Origin of the sequence: Rhodococcus sp. Chr-9, assembly GCF_000801125.1 — a bacterium.
In the GTDB taxonomy this organism is placed as follows: Bacteria; Actinomycetota; Actinomycetes; order Mycobacteriales; family Mycobacteriaceae; genus Rhodococcus; species Rhodococcus pyridinivorans.
In genome coordinates this window covers 17,340-34,681 of record NZ_JTIZ01000122.1, presented here as the reverse complement: position 1 = coordinate 34,681, position 17,342 = coordinate 17,340, and the positions used below count along the sequence as shown (strand labels likewise).

General features: G+C 69.3%; 18 protein-coding genes and 2 pseudogenes. 8 read left to right on the top strand and 12 right to left on the bottom strand.

The features are described 5' to 3' along the window. Positions 1-23: 23 nt before the first annotated feature. The 3 genes from QR64_RS19250 to QR64_RS19240 all read right to left on the bottom strand — a co-directional run bounded on the left by QR64_RS19250 (position 24) and on the right by QR64_RS19240 (position 3,281). The gene (locus QR64_RS19250) at positions 24-464 is read right to left on the bottom strand and encodes a response regulator (RefSeq protein ID WP_006554751.1); all 441 of its coding nucleotides are present in this window, start codon (positions 462-464) and stop codon (positions 24-26) included. After that, positions 461-2,026, bottom strand: a complete 1,566-nt coding sequence (locus QR64_RS19245) for a sensor histidine kinase (RefSeq protein WP_039586842.1) — start codon at positions 2,024-2,026, stop codon at positions 461-463. Before QR64_RS19245 ends, QR64_RS19250 begins: the two co-directional genes overlap by 4 nt. A gap of 70 nt (positions 2,027-2,096) precedes the next feature. Next, on the bottom strand, positions 2,097-3,281 hold the full coding sequence (locus tag QR64_RS19240; RefSeq protein WP_235367292.1) for a PP2C family protein-serine/threonine phosphatase: 1,185 nt from the start codon (positions 3,279-3,281) through the stop codon (positions 2,097-2,099). Positions 3,282-3,457: 176 nt separating this feature from the next. Here QR64_RS19240 and QR64_RS19235 point away from each other — a divergent pair, with 176 nt between their 5' ends. After that, a complete protein-coding gene (locus tag QR64_RS19235) occupies positions 3,458-3,814 on the top strand; it encodes an STAS domain-containing protein (RefSeq protein WP_019288992.1) in 357 nt (118 codons plus the stop codon). Positions 3,815-3,869: 55 nt separating this feature from the next. Next, positions 3,870-4,352 carry an ATP-binding protein gene (locus tag QR64_RS19230; protein ID WP_024100519.1) on the top strand — a complete coding sequence of 161 codons (483 nt, stop codon included), beginning with the start codon at positions 3,870-3,872 and terminating at the stop codon, positions 4,350-4,352. Positions 4,353-4,412: 60 nt separating this feature from the next. Here the strand turns inward: QR64_RS19230 and QR64_RS28595 are convergent, their stop codons facing one another. After that, positions 4,413-4,538: a hypothetical protein gene (locus QR64_RS28595; protein ID WP_255027026.1), complete on the bottom strand. Its 126-nt coding sequence runs from the start codon at positions 4,536-4,538 to the stop codon at positions 4,413-4,415. Between QR64_RS28595 and QR64_RS19225 the strand changes: the two genes are divergently transcribed. Beyond that, entirely contained in the window at positions 4,537-4,728 is a 192-nt protein-coding gene (locus tag QR64_RS19225) for a hypothetical protein (protein WP_019288989.1), read from the top strand. The two genes, QR64_RS28595 and QR64_RS19225, sit on opposite strands and share 2 nt — an antisense overlap. 119 nt (positions 4,729-4,847) lie before the next feature. Then, a pseudogene (locus tag QR64_RS28735) lies at positions 4,848-5,138 on the top strand (DUF3349 domain-containing protein); the annotation flags it as partial. 178 nt (positions 5,139-5,316) lie between these two features. Here QR64_RS28735 and rdgB read toward each other — a convergent pair. The 7 genes from rdgB to clpS all read right to left on the bottom strand — a co-directional run bounded on the left by rdgB (position 5,317) and on the right by clpS (position 10,367). Beyond that, the gene (rdgB, locus tag QR64_RS19215; protein ID WP_039587351.1) at positions 5,317-5,928 is read right to left on the bottom strand and encodes an RdgB/HAM1 family non-canonical purine NTP pyrophosphatase; all 612 of its coding nucleotides are present in this window, start codon (positions 5,926-5,928) and stop codon (positions 5,317-5,319) included. Between the two features lie 7 nt (positions 5,929-5,935). After that, positions 5,936-6,724, bottom strand: coding sequence for a ribonuclease PH (gene rph, locus QR64_RS19210; protein WP_006554744.1), 789 nt, complete (start codon positions 6,722-6,724; stop codon positions 5,936-5,938). Between the two features lie 34 nt (positions 6,725-6,758). Continuing rightward, entirely contained in the window at positions 6,759-7,520 is a 762-nt protein-coding gene (locus tag QR64_RS19205; protein ID WP_033096427.1) for a cyclic nucleotide-degrading phosphodiesterase, read from the bottom strand. A 143-nt stretch (positions 7,521-7,663) separates the two neighbouring features. Beyond that, positions 7,664-8,290, bottom strand: a complete 627-nt coding sequence (locus tag QR64_RS19200; RefSeq protein ID WP_006554742.1) for a rhomboid family intramembrane serine protease — start codon at positions 8,288-8,290, stop codon at positions 7,664-7,666. Between the two features lie 26 nt (positions 8,291-8,316). Beyond that, positions 8,317-9,447: a P1 family peptidase gene (locus tag QR64_RS19195; RefSeq protein ID WP_052227376.1), complete on the bottom strand. Its 1,131-nt coding sequence runs from the start codon at positions 9,445-9,447 to the stop codon at positions 8,317-8,319. Beyond that, positions 9,408-9,986 (bottom strand): DUF2017 domain-containing protein, encoded by a 579-nt coding sequence (locus tag QR64_RS19190; protein ID WP_039586832.1) that lies wholly within the window; start codon positions 9,984-9,986, stop codon positions 9,408-9,410. The genes QR64_RS19195 and QR64_RS19190 overlap by 40 nt, the downstream gene beginning before the upstream one ends. Before the next feature lie 24 nt (positions 9,987-10,010). Continuing rightward, a complete protein-coding gene (clpS, locus tag QR64_RS19185; RefSeq protein ID WP_024100510.1) occupies positions 10,011-10,367 on the bottom strand; it encodes an ATP-dependent Clp protease adapter ClpS in 357 nt (118 codons plus the stop codon). Between the two features lie 69 nt (positions 10,368-10,436). On the opposite strand from clpS, the gene QR64_RS19180 reads away from it, so the two are divergent. The 4 genes and pseudogenes from QR64_RS19180 to QR64_RS19170 all read left to right on the top strand — a co-directional run. Further along, on the top strand, positions 10,437-11,768 hold the full coding sequence (locus QR64_RS19180) for a nicotinate phosphoribosyltransferase (RefSeq protein WP_033096424.1): 1,332 nt from the start codon (positions 10,437-10,439) through the stop codon (positions 11,766-11,768). A gap of 5 nt (positions 11,769-11,773) precedes the next feature. After that, on the top strand, positions 11,774-12,391 hold the full coding sequence (locus tag QR64_RS19175; protein WP_006554737.1) for a nicotinamidase: 618 nt from the start codon (positions 11,774-11,776) through the stop codon (positions 12,389-12,391). A gap of 25 nt (positions 12,392-12,416) precedes the next feature. Further along, positions 12,417-12,664: pseudogene (locus tag QR64_RS28225) on the top strand (DEAD/DEAH box helicase); the annotation flags it as partial. A 1-nt stretch (position 12,665) separates the two neighbouring features. Beyond that, a partial coding sequence (locus QR64_RS19170) for an ATP-dependent DNA helicase (RefSeq protein WP_235367248.1) occupies positions 12,666-14,427 on the top strand: 1,762 nt, incomplete at its 5' end. A 22-nt stretch (positions 14,428-14,449) separates the two neighbouring features. On the opposite strand, the gene glgP is transcribed toward QR64_RS19170, so the two are convergent. After that, the gene (gene glgP, locus QR64_RS19165; RefSeq protein WP_024100507.1) at positions 14,450-17,026 is read right to left on the bottom strand and encodes an alpha-glucan family phosphorylase; all 2,577 of its coding nucleotides are present in this window, start codon (positions 17,024-17,026) and stop codon (positions 14,450-14,452) included. Positions 17,027-17,342 lie beyond the last annotated feature (316 nt).

Sequence of the window (17,342 nt, the reverse complement as noted above, 5' to 3'; positions counted from 1 at the left end):
GATTTCGTTGCGAACGAGCGCGCTCAGCGTCGCGGCAGGCGCACCACCTGCACGAAGAACTCGTCGATCTGGCGCACCGCGTGGATGAACTGATCGAGGTCGACCGGCTTCGTCACGTACGCGTTGGCGTGCAGCTTGTAGCTGCGGAGGATGTCCTCCTCCGCTGCCGAGGTCGTGAGGACGACGACGGGGATGTCGGTGAGGTCGGTGTCGGACTTGACCTGCTCGAGGACCTGCCGTCCGTCGTACTTGGGCAGGTTCAGGTCGAGGAGGATCAGGTCGGGCCGAGGGGCGCTCTCGTACTCTCCGCGCCGGTAGAGGAAGTCGAGTGCCTCCTCGCCGTCGCGGACCACGTGAAGGGTGTTTCCGATCTTGTTGTCCTCGAACGCTTCGCGCGTCATCAATTCGTCGCCGGGGTCGTCCTCGACGAGGAGGACGTCGATCGGCCGCCCGGAAACGCTCATGCAGATGCCCCTTTCAGAGCGACTTCGGTTGCAGACATGTCGTCGCCTGCCTTGGGAATCGTAAAGCAGAATCGACTGCCTTCCCGATACTGCGGGTCGAGCCAGATTTCTCCACCGTGGTATTCGACGATCTTGCGGCAGATGGCCAGGCCGATGCCGGTGCCGGTGTAGACGTCCCGGCCGTGCAGCCTCTGGAAGATCACGAAGACCTTGTCGGCGAACTCTTCGGCGATACCGATTCCGTTGTCCTGCACGGAAAATCGCCAGAACTCGTCGTCCCCGTCGACGATCTCCTCGCAGTCGACCCGGATCTCCACGGGCCTGTCCTCGTGGCGGAATTTGATCGCGTTGCCGATCAGGTTCTGCCACAACATGATCATCAGTGTGGGATCGCCCACGATCGTCGGCAGGGACTCGGGCCGGGTGATCTCCGCCCCGGATTCCTCGACCGCCTGGGAGATGTTCGTCAGAGCCGCGTCGAGGGTCACATCCAGTTCGGTGCGGATGTGCGCGTCGCTGACGCGTCCGACGCGGGAGAAGGTCAGCAGGTCGTTGATGAGCACCTGCATACGCTTCGCGCCGTCGACCGCGAAGGCGATGTACTGGGTGCCGCGTTCGTCGAGCTTGTCGCCGTAACGCTTCTCGAGTAGCTGACAGAAGGACGCGACCTTGCGCAGCGGCTCCTGCAGGTCGTGGGAGGCGACGTAGGCGAACTGTTCGAGTTCGGAGTTCGAGCGCCGCAGTTCCGTCGTCTGGTTCTCGAGTTGCTCCTCACGCTCGTGCGCGACCTGCAGTTCGCGCACGATCCGCTCGCGCATGTCCTCGACGTCGCGACCCAGCGCATAGATGTCGGCGGGGCCCTGCGGCTCGATCTCGCGCTCGAAGTTCTGGCCCGCGACGACGCTGCGCGATGCCTGTCGCAGACACTGGATCGGACGGACCACGATCATCTGGAGCAGGACTGCCAGGCCCACGCCGGCGAGCAGGAAAACCACGACCATGCCGGCAAGGATGCGGTCGCGCGTGGTGCGGGTGTCCTCGAGCGTCGCGATGCCGTCCTCTCGGGCCTGCGCGAGATCGGCGTTCTGGACCTCGAACGCCGCCCGGAGCCGGTCGAACGCGACGCGGCCCGCATCGACGACGGCGGGATCCACGAACTGCGGTTCCCCCGGTACGACGGTGGAGATGAGCGGTTCGGCGTACACACGTCGCCACTGCGCCGCGTGCGTTTCGATCGCGTCGAGGTCCGCCATCAGCTTCTCCTCGTCGCCGACGAGAGCGCGCAACTCGGCGGCGGCAGCCTCCTCCTCCCGCCGTCCCTCCTCGTAGGGCGTGAGGAAATCGGGATCGGCGGCGAGAATGTAGCCCCGTGCGCCCGTCTCCTGGTTGATCAGCGCCGATTGCAACCGGTACGCCTCGACGCGGGCGGGCTGGATCCGGTCGCGCACGTAGTTGGAGTATTCGGTCGTCTCACGGAGGAAGTGGCTGCCGACCACGGTGCCGACGACCACCAACACACCCATCACGCCGAGTACGAGCAGGAACCATGCCTGGACCGTCATCCTGCGAGAGGGAGGGCGACGCACGTCCCCCGTCTCCGCCGTTGCGTCGCTGTTCGTCATGCGGTGATGATCACTTCCTGTTCCATTGCACGTGGACGACTGCCACGTCGTCGGACAGCCCTCCCCTACTGTCCGCGAGTTTCTCGGCACCGTCGATCAGCGAGTCGGTGAACTCGGCAGCCGGCAGATGGGCGCGTTCGCGCGCGAGCTCGAGGAGTCCTTCCTCACCGAGTCGTTCCGGGCCGTCGCCTCGATGACCCTCGAACAATCCGTCGGTGAACAACACGATCGCGCCGTCCCCGGGCAGATCCAACTCGTGGACGGGCCAGGTGGCCACTCCCGGCAGCAGGCCGAGAGCGGGACCACCGGGCGCTTCGATCCAGTCGATGGTTCCGCCGTGGCGGAGCAGCAGCCCGGGATGACCGGCCCGCATGACCTCGACGGTGCCGTGGTCGGCACACATCGTGAGGTTCGTCATCGACGCGAAGAAGCGACTCTCCGTGCGCTCGGCGACGAGCAGTTCCTCGAGTTGGTGCAAGCGGCGGGGACCGTCTACCCCGCTGAGCACGAGCGTGCGCCACGCGATGCGCAGGCCCACGCCGAGGGCGGCCTCGTCGGGGCCGTGACCGGAGACGTCGCCGATGAGGACGTGGACGGTGCCGTCGCCGGTCTGCACGACGTCGTAGAAGTCGCCGCCGAGAAGAGCAGACGACCGGCCGGGTCGGTAACGGGCGACGACGTCGAAGTCCTGCCCGTCGCGCAGGAGTGGGGACGGGAGCAGGCCGCGTTCGAGTCGGGCGTTCTCCTGCGCGTGAAGCTGGCTCGCCTGGAGTTCCGCCGCAGCGATCTCGGTCTGCTTTCGCTGGATGGCGTAGCGGACGGCGCGGCCGAACAGATCGGGTTCGACGCGTCCCTTGACGAGATAGTCCTGGGCGCCGACGGACAGCGCGGCGAGGCCGGTCTGTTCCTCCGCGAGGCCGGTGAGGACGACGATGGGGACGGAATCGGTGATTTCCTGGATGCGGGCGACGGCTTCGAGGCCGCTCGCATCGGGCAGGTGGAGGTCGAGAAGTACGCAGTCGGGAGCCGACGTGGCGAGTTCGTCGCGGGCCTGCGCAAGTGTCTGCACCCACACGACGGTCATCTCGGGGGCACTGTCGACGACGAGTTCCTCCACGATGAGCGCGTCGCCCGGATCGTCCTCGATGAGGAGCAACGACGGTGGTTCGACCGACTCGCTCTGCGCTCGGTGCATGTCCACTCGGCGCCCCTCCCTCCCTGCTCGAAAGGGAACATTACAGACTCGGCGACAGCATGGTCACAGGGTGGTCACGGCGGGTCGCGGCCTCGGCCGACGGACCGATATGTGCATCTATCGGCACGATCTTGCATGATGGCAAGGTGAACGATCCCATGACCGCGCATCCGCATATGACTGTTTCCACGACCCGTATCGGCTCCGTGGCCGTACTGTCCGTCAACGGCGAAGTCGACATGACGAGTGCCCCGCTCCTCGAGCAGGAAGCCCTCGCACTCCTCGACACCGACATCTCCGGACTTATCGTCGACCTCAGCGGGGTTGATTTCCTCGCTTCGATGGGTATCGCTCTGTTGGTCGAGTTGTCCAAGCGAGCCGGCGACAACACCGGTTTCGCCGTCGTGGCACATGGCAGCGCCACGGCACGCCCGCTCGAACTCCTCGGCCTCGGAGAGGTCCTGGCGATCCATCCGAAGCTCGACGACGCGCTCGTCGGCCTCGGTAACTCGCCGGAAGGCGTCTCCGAGTAGACCGCCGTACCCGACGAACCGAGGAGCCATGTCGTCTGCGCCCGAGGAGTCAGCTTTGCTTTTTCCCGACGAGATCCGTTCGTCGGGTGTGCGAGCCGACCCGACCGAGATTGCAGGCCTGCGGGTCGTCACGAGGCGGTGGCTGGCGAAGCTCCCCCTCAGCGAGGACCAACGACAGGACATACTGCTCGCGAGCTACGAAGCGCTCGCGAATGCCGTCGAGCACGCCTATGCGCCGGACGACGCGCACGGCACGCTCGACTACGAGGCGACGTATCTGCCCAACGAGGGTGAGGTGGTCGTGCGGGTCGTCGACCACGGCTCCTGGCACGACGCCGTCGACAGCGACGCCCGACGTTCACGCGGTCACGGGCTGACGCTGATCCGCAATCTGGCCAGCGACGTCCAGGTCTCGGCCGGCCCGAAGGGCACGGTCGTCGAGATGCGCTGGGTCCTCGAGGAGACGGACAGGGCAGAGAACGACAGGGTAGGGGACGACAGGGCAGGGGACGAACTCTCGTCCCACGACGCGAGCTGACTGCGCGGTAGGCGCGCGTCGCNCGGGAGGAGCACCATGCTCCTCCCGCGGCCGCTTTCGTCATACCTGCAGGACACCCACGTCCGGCTTCGCGGGACCGAACTTCGGTGCCAGTTCGCGGCGTGCCGCACGGTCGCCGAGGTGTTCGAGCAACCGGCGCCCGGGAGCCGATCTCGTCAGGACCATGTCGCTGCGTTTCCATCTCCGCGGACGCGGTAGCCGCCCTGTGGAGGCGATCGCGTGGATCTTCGTGCGCACGGTCGAGAACGTGGCCGTCTCCTGTGTTCTCGACCGTCCCCCGGTGGATCGGGACGTCGTGGCCGACGAGCTCACCGCCATGGTCACGGCGTATCTGCGGGACATGTCGCTCCCCTGACGGGGCGAACCAGGTGTTCCTCGCTATCGTGGCGGGAACCCTGTGGCCCTGACAGGGGGTTCCCGCCGGACCCTTCGGTTCGAAGGGTCCGATGCGGGACGGTGAGTGAGGAGGCGGCGATGGCGCGTTGGAATCCACGGGTGGTACTGGACTGGTTGCGTGCGGGATATCCCGAGGGGATCCCGGCCAAGGATCACTTCGCGTTGCTTGCCGTGCTCGAGCGTCGGCTCACCGACGAGGAACTTCTCGAGGCGATCGAGACGGCGGCGGCGACCGCGTCCGAGCACCCGGAGCGGCAGGTCGACCACGACACCCTGCGGAAGATCGTGGCAGGGGTGATCCACGAGGAACCGGACCCGCAGGACGTCGAGCGCGTCCGTGAGCAGCTGGTCGCTGCGGGCTGGCCCGTTGTGGGCGGTGAACTCTCCCGCGGCGACGAGGCGACCGAACCCGTCGAACCGGATACGCAACCGACGACCGGGACGACTGCGGCGCCGGCATCCGACGCTGTTGCTGCATCGGATACCGGCGCCGCGGAACCCGTGCGCGAGGAACGTGGGACGCAGGCTGGCGCNGGCGAGCCGCGAATCAGGCGCTTGCGGCGAGCGCAGCGAGGGCGGGCACGAGCTGGGCGAGTGCCCGTCCTCGATGCGACTGTGCGTCCTTCTCCTCCGCGGACAGTTCCGCGGCGGTGCGTTCCTCGCCTTCGGGGCGGAAGACCGGGTCGTAGCCGAAACCGTTCTCGCCGCGCGGCTCGCGCACGATGCTGCCGCGCCATTCGCCGCGCACGACGGTCGTGACGAATCCGTCGTCCGACGGCACCACGAGCGCGCACGCCGACACGAAGGCCGCGCCGCGACGCGCGTCCGGCACATCCTGCATCTGGCCGAGCAGCAGTGCGGTGTTCGCCTCGTCGTCGCCGTGGCGTCCGCTCCAGCGCGCCGAGAGCACGCCGGGCATGCCGCGCAGGGCGTCGACCTCGAGACCGGAGTCGTCGGCGACGCAGGGCATCCCTGTGGCGGCTGCGCCGTCGCGGGCCTTGGCTCCGGCGTTCGCTTCGAAGGTCTCCCCCGTCTCGGGTGCCTCCGGGTAGGGCGGGACGGTGTCGAGACCTACGAGTTCGATGCCGTCGATCCCGGCGCGGTCGAGCACGCGCTGCAGTTCGCGCAGCTTCTTCGCGTTGCGACTTGCGACCAGCACCCGCACGTCAGACTCCGAACTTCTTCTTGACGACCTCCGCCTCGACCGGCTCGGGCAGGGTGCCCAGGTACGGCTCGGCGAGCACCTCGCGCTGGATCCGGCACAGTTCCTCGATGCCGGCGAGCGAGGAGTCGAGCATCGCGTCGAGCGTGGAACGCGGGAAGGTCGCGCCTTCGCCGGTGCCCTGGACCTCGACGAGGGTGCCTGTCTCGGTGGCGACGACGTTCATGTCGACCTCGGCGCGCACGTCCTCCTCGTAGGGCAGGTCGAGACGGACACGTCCGTCGACCACGCCGACGCTGACGGCGGCGATCTGGCACGAGATGGGCTGCGGGTCGGCGAGGCTGCCCGCGGCACGCAGGTAGGTCACCGCGTCGCACAGTGCGACATAAGCGCCGGTGATCGCCGCGGTGCGGGTGCCTCCGTCGGCCTGCAGCACGTCGCAGTCGATCGCGATGGTGTTCTCGCCAAGGGCGGCGAGGTCGATGCATGCGCGCAGCGACCGGCCGACGAGCCGGCTGATCTCCTGGGTGCGGCCGCCGAGCTTGCCCTTGACCGATTCGCGTCCGCTGCGGGTGTGGGTGGCGGCGGGAAGCATCGCGTACTCGGCGGTGAGCCAGCCGAGACCGGAGCCCCTACGCCACCGCGGCACGCCTTCCTCGACGCTGGCGGTGCACATCACGCGGGTCTGTCCGAATTCGACGAGCACGGAGCCCGCCGGGTGGTTGGTGAAACCCCGGGTGATGCGAATGCTCCGGAGTTCGTCGTCCGCTCTGCCGTCTTCTCGTGTCGTCACTCGTCCGAGCCTAGGCGATCCGGGGGCGGGCCTTTCAGATGCGGTACACGTCTCCGGCGGTGACCGCGTGGACCGGTCCGGAGTACTCGGCCTTGGCCTCGGCGATGACGTCCTCGCGGGAGGTCCACGGCGGGATGTGGGTCAGGAGGAGTTCGCCGACACCGGCGAGGGCCGCGACGCGACCGGCCTCGGCGCCCGAGAGGTGCACGCCCTCGGGGCGTTCCCCCGGCGCGTGGGTCCACGACGCCTCGGCGAGCAGCACGTGGGCGCCGCGGGCGAGTTCGACGACCGAATCGCACATGCCGGTGTCGCCGGTGTAGACGAGGGTGCGGCCGGAGTCGCTGGTGATGCGGAAGCCGTAGGCCTCCGGCGGGTGGTGGACGCGGCCGGGGCAGATGGTCAGGCTCCCGAACCGGATCTGCTCGCCGTCGCCGAGCATCCGGACGTCCAGGGTGTCGCTGACGTCGTCGACCTCGCCGGGGATCTCCGCGGACGCCACACCGATGCGGTGGGCGGTGCCGGCGGGACCGTAGGTGAGGACGCGGCCCTGCGGCGGGGACGGCGAGTAGCGGCGCCAGACCAGCAGACCGGGCAGGTCGAGGCAGTGATCGGCGTGCAGATGGGACAGGAGGATCGACACTTCGCCGGGGTCGGCGTGGCGCTGGAGCGCGCCGAGGACGCCGGGACCGAAGTCGATGACCAGGGGCGGGGTGTCCGGTGCCGTCAGCAGGTAGCCGGAGGCTGCGGAATCCGGCCCGGCCACACTGCCCGAGCACCCCAGAACGGTCATGCGCATATCAGCCATGCTGCCATGCCGAAGGTCCCTCGATGAAGCCAACGCGCGTATTGCGGCGCAGACTCACAGTGGCCGGGAAGGTGTGACGCGCGGATCGTTCGGCCACTTCGCGCGGCCGATCGGCGGGTTGTCGGCGCGGGTGGTCAGCGCGGCACGACCGAGGGGGTGGTGCGACGGGCGCGACGCGCGTCCGCGGACAGCGCCCACGCCGCGAGAACGCCGCCGACCGCACCGAAGAAGTGCCCCTCCCAGGAGATCCACGGTTCGCTCGGCAGCACCCCCCACAGCATGCCGCCGTAGAGGAACAGCACCACGACTCCCAGCAGGATCTGCCCGGCCTTGCGGGTGAACACTCCGCGCACGATCAAATAGGTGAGCCACCCGAAGATCAGGCTCGACGCTCCGATGTGGGTCTCGCCCGAGCCCGCGATCAGCCACGTCCCCACTCCTGCGACGACCCAGATGATCGCGGTCGCGGCCAGGCCGCGCCCGATGCCGGAGAGCAGCACCAGGAAGCCGAGGACGAGCGCGGGCACGGTGTTGGCGGTGAGGTGGGCCCAGTCGGCGTGCAGGATCGGCGCGAACAGCACGCCCCACAGCCCGTCGGCGGTGCGGGGTTCAACACCGGCCGCGTCGAGATCGGCGGGGAGCACCGCATCGACGGTCTCGATGCCGTAGAGCATCGCGACGAACCCGCCGATCCACAGTCCGGCACGTTGCCAGATCGGCCGGATGCGGGTGTCGGCGCCGGTGCCGCTGGGAATGGTCATGGCACCATTCTGCCGTCACGTACCGGTCAGTGGCCGAAGACCGAGGGCAGCACGTCGCGATAGGCGGGGATGTCGGCCACGGAGGTCGCGGACAGGATCGCATCGACGATCGCGCGTTCGACCACCACCGCGGCGGCCTCGCACACCGCGGCGAGGATCGGCAGTTCGGCGGCGAAGGCCAGGATCGACGGGGCGTCGCCCAGTGTGTCGGAGACGTCGGCGGTGCCGGTCGAGAGGGCGAAGATCGTGTCGCCGTCGAGCGGTGAGTGCGCGGGACGGATCGCGCGGCCGAGACCGTCGTGCCCGGTGACCGCGACGCGACGGCACGCCGCCTTCGACAGCGGTGCGTCGGTGGCGACCACACCGATCGTGGTGTTCAGGACGGTGCCCTTGTCGCCGAGCGCGCGGGCCGCGGCCAGATCCGCCGCGGAGGGCGACGACAGTCCGAGTTCTTCGGCTCGCGCGGCGTCGACGCCCCAGGGCAGTCCGGTCACGGGGTCGAACACCGAGCCGACGGGGTTGGCGACCATCAGTGCCGCCACGGTCACCCCGGTCGCGGGACCGTCCGTGATCCGCACGCTCGCCGAGCCGATGCCGCCCTTGAGCGCCCCGGCGCGGGCACCGGTGCCGGCGCCGACGCTGCCGCGCTCGAGGTGCGTGGAGCTGGCGGTGGCCGCGGCGGTGCATCCGGAATCGGCGGTCGGGCGCGCGGACCACTGACCCACCGGCAGGTCGAAGATGACGGCGCCGGGGACGATCGGGACGACCGCGCCGGGCGCGCCCATCGGGATGCCCTTGCCGTTCTTCTCGAGATAGCGCATCACGCCGTCGGCGGCGGCCAGCCCGTATGCGCTGCCACCGGTGAGGAGGACCGCGTCGACACGCTGCACGGAATGACTCGGATCGAGCAGGTCGGTCTCCCGGGTTCCCGGTCCCCCGCCGCGCACGTCCACCGATGCGACGGCGGACGGGTCGGCGAGCACGACGGTGCATCCCGTGGCGGCGCCCGTACCGGGAATCTCGGGGGTGCCGACGGTGACCTCGGGATCGAGGCGCTGCCAGTGACCGACACTCAGACCCGCCACGTCGAGCAGCGAATCGGTCGGCCCCGGCACGGTCACGGCTGAAGCGCCTGGACGAGGGAGTCCTGCATCCATGTCAGCCAGTGGTAGACGTCGAGATGCGGGGCACGCGGATCGTCGTCGTCGAGGACGTCGGGGGTGTCGGCGTCGATGCCGAGGGTGGTGCCGAGCGCGAGCCGCACGTCGTTGAGCCCGTACAGCCAGGCTTCGGCCTGTTCGGGATTGAGCACCACCTTGCCGCCGCCTTCGGGCACGGTGCGCAGGATGACCGCGCCGGCGGCGAGCTTCGCATCGATGATGCTCGGTTCGTGCAGGCTCCGCATCGCACCGTTGAGGTCGGCGGCGTCGTCGCCGACATCGGCGACGGCATCGGCGTCGGGGCGGTGGAAGTCGGGAAGGAGTCGTCGCAGCGCCGGGATCTCGGGCGGGGTGGCGTTACCGGTGCGCAGGCCGGTCAGCGCCGCGAGGTCGTCCTGCGGGGTCTGTCCGGCGCGTTCCTCGAGCATGCCCCGCACGGAGGACACGAGCGACCGCAGCACCGACGCTTCGTGGGCGTCCATCTCCGACCGGAGCTTGGGGCCGCTGAGCGAGTTCTTCCTGGTCCACTGCCGCACGTCGGTCGGGCCCTCCTGTGGGGATCATTCGTCGCGTTGCATCGTCGCCCACAGTCCGGCGGCGTGCAGACGCTGCACGTCGTGTTCCATCTTGTCACGCGAACCACTCGACACGACGGCCTTGCCCTCGTTGTGGACCTTGAGCATGAGCTCGGTGGCCTTGGCCTTGCTGTACCCGAACAGCTTCTGGAAGATGAACGTCACGTAGTGCATGAGGTTGACGGGGTCGTCCCAGACCACGGTCACCCATGGCCTGTCGACCGCTTCGATCTCCTCGACGATTTCGGCCTCGGCCGGAACGGCCTGTCCCGCCATGGCCGGAACGGCCTGGCCGGCCATGAATCGGACGTCGAGCGGAGTGGTCGTACTACACGGCGCCATGTTCCCAGGGTACGACTTCGGAGCACGGCGAAAAACCCGCCTCGGAGGCCGTGGCTCTACAGTGATCGGGTGCCCGAAGCCATTCACCGTGCCGGTCGTCCCGGCACCGCACTGTTCACGGACAAGTACGAGTTGACCATGCTCGAGGCTGCCCTGGCGGACGGCACGGGCGACCGCCCGTGCGTCTTCGAGGTCTTCGCCCGGCGTCTTCCCCCGGGCCGGCGGTACGGCGTCGTCGCAGGCACCGCGCGGTTGATCGAGGCACTCGGATCGTTCCGGTTCGACGAGGCCGAACTCGAACTCGCCGCCGGTTTTCTCGCTCCGCGCACCGTCGAGTGGCTGCGCGACTTCCGGTTCTCCGGCGACATCGACGGTTACCGCGAGGGCGACTTCTACTTCCCGGGTTCACCGATCCTGTCGGTGAGCGGCACCTTCGCCGAGTGTGTGCTACTCGAGACGCTGACGCTGTCGATCTTCAACCACGACAGTGCGATCGCCTCTGCGGCGGCGCGCATGGTGAGTGTGGCCGACGGCCGCGCGCTCATCGAGATGGGGTCGCGGCGTACCCACGAGGAAGCGGCGGTCGCCGCGGCGCGCGCGGCCTATCTCGCGGGCTTCGACTCGACGTCCAATCTGCAGGCCGCACAGCGGTACGGCATCCCCGCAGCGGGTACCGCCGCGCACGCGTTCACCCTGCTGCACACCACGACGGCTGGTCGCGACGAGGCGTCCGCCTTCCGCAGCCAGGTCGAGAGTCTCGGTGTGGGCACGACCCTGCTGGTGGACACCTACGACATCACCGAGGGCGTGAACACGGCGATCGCGGTGGCCGGCCCCGAACTCGGTGGCGTGCGGATCGATTCGGGCGATCTCGGTGTGCTCGCCCGCCAGGTGCGCGAACAACTCGACGGACTCGGCGCGACCCGCACGAAGATCGTGATGTCCGGTGATCTCGACGAATACGGGATCGCGGGTCTGCGCGCCGAACCGGTCGACGGCTACGGCGTCGGCACCTCGCTGGTGACCGGCTCGGGGGCTCCGACGGCGGGCATGGTCTTCAAGCTCGTGGAGGTCGACGGCCTCGCGGTCGAGAAGCGCAGTGCGTCGAAGGAGTCCCGAGGGGGCGCGAAGCGGGCCGTCCGGTACGCGCGGAGGACGGGCACGCTCGTCGAGGAGGTCGTGTACCCGGCCCGCGCCGAGCAGGTCCCGCCGGGCGAGGGTTCACAGGTCCACGAACTGATGATCCCGCTGGTCCGCGGCGGCGAGGCGGTCGGCGATCTGCCTACCCTGGAGGAGAGCCGTGAGTACCTCCGGCAGGGCATGGTGCGTCTGCCGTGGGAGGGCCTGACGCTCTCGGCCGGGGATCCCGCCCTCCCCACCCGCTTCGTCCGTGAGGGGTGAGTGCCATGCGCGCATTGCTGGTGGTCGACGTCCAGAACGACTTCTGCGAGGGCGGTTCGCTCGCCGTGGAGGGCGGCTCGCGGGTGGCGTCCGACATCACCCGGTTCCTGCAGGCGCACGGTGACGACTACGCGTACATCGCCGCAACCCGCGACCACCACGTCGATCCCGGAGACCATTTCTCTCCCGAACCCGATTTCGTCGACTCGTGGCCGCCGCACTGCCGGGCAGGGACGCCGGGCGCGGACTTCCACCCCGAACTGACTACGGACCGGTTCGAGGCCGTCTTCTCGAAGGGTGCCGACGACGCCGCCTATTCGGGCTTCGAAGGAATCGACGACGAGGGCACGACGTTGGCGTCGTGGTTGCGCGACCGCGGCGTGACGGACGTCGACATCGTCGGGATCGCCACCGACCACTGTGTGCGGGCCACCGCGCTCGACGCGATCGCGGAGGGTTTCGGCGCCCGGGTGCTGCTGCCGTACACCGCTGGGGTGTCGGAGACGACGATCCGCCCAGCCCTCGAGCGGATGCGCGAGGCCGGTGTCGAGCTGGTCACCGACCTTCCCGGCGTCACCGATATCACCGAAGTCACAGGTAGCTGGGCCGCAGACCGAAGGTGACGGTGGGGACCGATAGCCTGTGCCGGTGCCGGATCTCCCCGAAGTCCCAGAATTGCTGCGAACCGCGGTGCACGCGCTGGGCGGTAAGGAGCGGCGCAACCAGCTGACGATGGCCTCGGCCGTCGCGCACAGCATCGATACCGGCGAACACCTCGCCGTGCAGGCCGGCACGGGTACCGGCAAGTCGCTGGCCTATCTCGTGCCGAGCATCCGCTACGCGGTGAAGACGGGTCGCACCGTGGTGGTCTCCACCGCGACCATCGCGCTGCAGCGNCCTGCCGCGACTCGCCGACGCCCTCGCCGGTTCGCTCGGCCGTCGCCCGCGTTTCGCGATCCTCAAGGGTCGCGGAAACTACCTGTGTCTGAACAAGATCCATACCGGTCTCGCCGAGGAGACGCCCGACGCCGAACTGTTCGACGCGTTCGCCCTCTCGCGCATCGGCCGCGAAGTGCGGCGGGTGACGGAGTGGTCGTCCACCACCGAGACCGGCGACCGCGACGACCTGTCCCCCGGTGTCTCCGATCAGGCGTGGCGTCAGCTGTCCGTCACCGCCCGCGAGTGCCTCGGCAAGTCGCGGTGCCCGGTGGGAGAAGACTGCTTCGCCGAGATCGCGCGCGCCGAGGCCGCGCAGGTCGACGTGGTCGTCACCAACCACGCGCTGCTCGCGATCGATGCGATCACCGGCATCTCGATCCTGCCCGAGCACGATGTCGTGGTCGTCGACGAGGCCCATGAACTCGTCGATCGGATCACGAACGTCGCCACGGCCGAGTTGTCGCCGGGCACGGTGTCGGCGGCTGCGCGGCGCTGCGTCAAGCTCGTCGAGGACCAGGAGATCGACCGGCTCGACGGTGCCGCCGAGAACTGGGAGTCGTTCCTCGAAGAACTGCCGGCTGGGCGCTGGGACGAACTGCCCGAGGGCGCGGCGGCCGCGCTGGCCTCGATCCGCGATGCCGCCTGGGCCGTACACACGGCGATCGGACCGGCCAAGCCCGGCACCGATCCCGAGGTCGCCGCGGCCCGCAGTCAGGCGCTCGCGGAGATCGACGAGGTGCACGACTGCGCGGTCCGGGTGCTGACGACCTTCGAGCAGCGAGACCCTTCGCAGCGACCCGACGTCGTGTGGCTTGCCGCCGACGAGTTCCGCGGCAACGTGCGCCGCACCGTGCGGGTCGCGCCGCTGTCGGTCGGTGGGTTGTTGCGCAGCCGGTTGTTCGGTGAGTCCACCGTCGTCCTCACGTCCGCGACCCTCACGGTCGGCGGGTCGTTCGACGGCCTCGCGGTCAACTGGGGTCTGCCGCCGCAGTCGCCGGCCCGCAGCGACACCACCTCCGCGTCGGGTGCCGAACCTCCTTCCGACAAGGGCGATCTCGCGTGGAATGGGATCGACGTGGGGTCGCCCTTCGATCACGCGAAGGCGGGCATCCTCTACATCGCCAAGCATTTGACGCCACCCGGCCGCGACGGTCTGCCGCCCTCGCATCTCGACGAGATCGCCGAACTGGTCACCGCCGCCGAGGGGCGCACGCTCGGGTTGTTCTCCTCGATGCGCGCCGCGAAGGCCGCCACCGAGGCGCTGCGCGAGCGTCTCGACACGCCGATCCTGTGCCAGGGCGACGACGCGACCGGCGCGCTGGTCGAGAAGTTCGCAGCCGACGACGCGACGAGCCTGTTCGGCACCCTGTCGCTGTGGCAGGGCGTCGACGTTCCGGGCCCGTCGCTGTCGCTGGTGATCATCGACCGGATTCCGTTCCCCCGCCCCGACGATCCGCTGCTGGTCGCCCGGCAGCGCGCCGTGGAGGCTCGCGGCGGCAACGGGTTCATGGCGGTCGCCGCCAATCACGCCGCTCTGCTGTTGGCGCAGGGTGTCGGGCGACTGTTGCGCAGCACCGACGACCGGGGCGTGGTGGCGGTGCTCGACTCGCGCCTGGCGACCGCACGGTACGGCGGTTATCTGCGTGCGTCGCTGCCGCCGTTCTGGGAGACGGCCGATCCGGCGGTGGTCCGCCGGGCACTCACGCGTCTGCGCGGCTGAGCACCCGGCGGGTCCTGATCTCCTACGGGAGCGCGACCATGCCGAGTTCGGCGGGTGAGGCGAGCAGCCCGTGCCTGGGCAGCACCCGCACCGTGTAGCCGACGGCGCCGGCGAGCGGCAGCGGCACGGTCGCGGTGAACTCCTCTCCCAGCGGGTCGGTACCGATGTGCTGCATCGGCACGGTGACGGGGTCGCCGATCGTGTCGTCGGAGCCCACGCGCCCGACCACGGCCTGCACCTCGACATCTTCCGGGGTCAGGTCGCCGAGTTGGACGTGCGCGGTCAGCCCCAGCGGCAGGCCGATCTGCGGCACGTCCGGGATCGGCGTCGAATCGACCTGCGCGACACGCACTCCCGGCCACGCCGCCTCGATGCGGTGCCGGTAGTCGGCCAGCGCCCGCGCACCCGCGTAGTCGTCGGCGGTCACCTTCGAGGCTGCCGCGGCCGCGGGGATGTAGTAGTCGACGGCGTAATCGCGCACCATGCGCGAGGCGAGCACCTTCGGGCCGAGATCCTCGAGCGTGTGGCGCACCATCTCGATCCAGCGGGCCGGCACACCGTCGGAGTCGCGGTCGTAGAAGCGCGGCAGCACCGAGCGTTCGAGCAACTCGTACAGCGCGGCGGCCTCGAGATCGTCGCGGCGGGTGTCGTCGACCCCGTCGGCGGTGGGGATGGCCCAGCCGTTCTCGCCGTCGAACATCTCGTCCCACCATCCGTCGCGGATGGACAGGTTGAGACCGCCGTTGAGAGCCGACTTCATGCCCGACGTACCGCACGCCTCGAGCGGGCGCAGCGGGTTGTTCAGCCACACATCGCAACCCCAGTACAGATAGCGGGCCATCGACATGTCGTAGTTGGGCAGGAAGACGATTCGGTGCCGCACGTCGTACTCGTCGGCGAACCGCACGACCTGCTGGATGAGCGCCTTGCCGGCGTCGTCGGCGGGGTGGCTCTTGCCGGCGACGACGAGCTGCACGGGCCGTTCGTCGTCGAGCAGCAGGGCGCGCAGCCGTTCGGGGTCGCGCAGCATCAGGGTGAGGCGCTTGTAGGTGGGCACGCGCCGCGCGAACCCGACGGTGAGGACGTTCGGATCGAAGACCGACTCGATCCAGCCCAGTTCGGCCTCGGTGGCGCCGCGTTCGAGCCACGACTCGCGCAGCCGGCGACGCACCTCGGCGACGAGCTGGGCGCGCAGCGCGTTCCGGGTGGACCACAGTTCCTTGCGGTCGATGGTCTGGAGCAGTTCCCAGCCGCGGGCCTCCTCGACGCGGTCGGGTCCGGCGAGGCGGTTGGCGAGCGCGATCCATTCGCGCGCGGCCCAGGTAGGGGCGTGCACACCGTTGGTGACCGAGCCGATGGGCACTTCGGCGGCGTCGAATCCGGGCCATAGTCCTTCGAACATGCCGCGGCTGACCTCGCCGTGCAGCTTCGACACACCGTTGCAGCGCTGGCCGAGGCGCAGACCGAGATGTGCCATGTTGAACACGTTCGGGTTGCTCTCGCGTCCGAGCGCGAGGATGCGGTCGACGGTGAGGCCGGGCAACAGTGCCGACTCGTTCTCGCCGTTGGTGCCCGAGAAGTAGTGGCGCACGAGATCGATCGGGAAGCGGTCGATACCCGCGGGCACGGGGGTGTGGGTGGTGAAGACCGTGCCGGCCCGCACGGCGGCGAGCGCTTCGTCGAAGTCGAGTCCGGCGCCGGTGACGAGTTCGCGGATGCGTTCGGCGCCGAGGAAGCCCGCGTGTCCCTCGTTCATGTGGAAGACATCGGGGTCGGGCAGGCCGTGGATGCGCGTGTAGGCGCGCACCGCGCGGACACCGCCGACGCCGGCGAGGATCTCCTGCTTGATGCGGTGGTCCTGGTCGCCGCCGTAGAGGCGGTCGGTGACCCCGCACAGCTCCTCGTCGTTGGACGGGATGTCGGAGTCGAGCAGCAGCAGCGGGACGCGCCCGACCTGGGCGATCCAGATTCGCGCGTCGAGTGTGCGCCCGCCCGGCACGGCGACCTGCACGAGCGCGGCGGTGCCGTCGGCCTCGGTGAGCAGTCGCAGCGGCAGGCCCTGCGGGTCGTAGGAGGGGTAGTGCTCCATCTGCCATCCGTCGGCGCTGAGCGACTGCCGGAAGTAGCCGGACCGGTATAGCAGGCCGACGCCGATGAGCGGCAGGCCGAGATCGGAGGCGGCCTTGAGGTGGTCGCCGGCAAGGATTCCGAGGCCGCCGGAGTAGTTCGGCAGCACCTCGGTGACACCGAACTCCATGGAGAAGTAGGCGATGCCGGCGGGCAGTGTCGTGCCGCGCTCCTGCTGTTCCTGGAACCAGCGGGGGCGGGTGAGATAGTGCTCGAGGTCGGCGGCAGCGGCGTCGAGCCGGGCGAGGAAGTCGCCGTCCTCGGCGAGCGCATCGAGTCGGGCCGGCGGCACCTCGCCGAGCAGTCGGACAGGGTCATTGCTGCACCGGCGCCACAGGTCCGGGTCGACCGATTCGAACAGGTCCTGGGTCTGCGGGTGCCACGACCATCTGAGGTTGGCCGTCAGGGCTCCCAGCGCAGCCAGCCGCTCGGGAAGATGGGCTCGTACGGTGAACCGGCGCAGTGCTTTCACGGGGTGCACACTACCGACCGACCGAGCTTCGTGACGGCCGGGCGGCGGATCTCATGTGCCCGGATCCATGCCGGTCGCGGACAGGATCGCCCGGCACCCGGAGAGGGCCACACCGCGGGGCCTTCTCTCCTGCGGCCGACCTCCCGTCGGCCGGTGGACTCAGAGTCCGCCGAGGAGCAGGTGCAGCAGGTCTCCGACGACTCCGATCAGCCCGGCAACCAGACCCATGTGTTCTTCCCTTCGTCGTGCCTCCGAGGAGGCTGTTGTCGTCTTGCAGAACAAACAGTAGGGAGCGGGGTGTTGCCGTCCGGTCAAT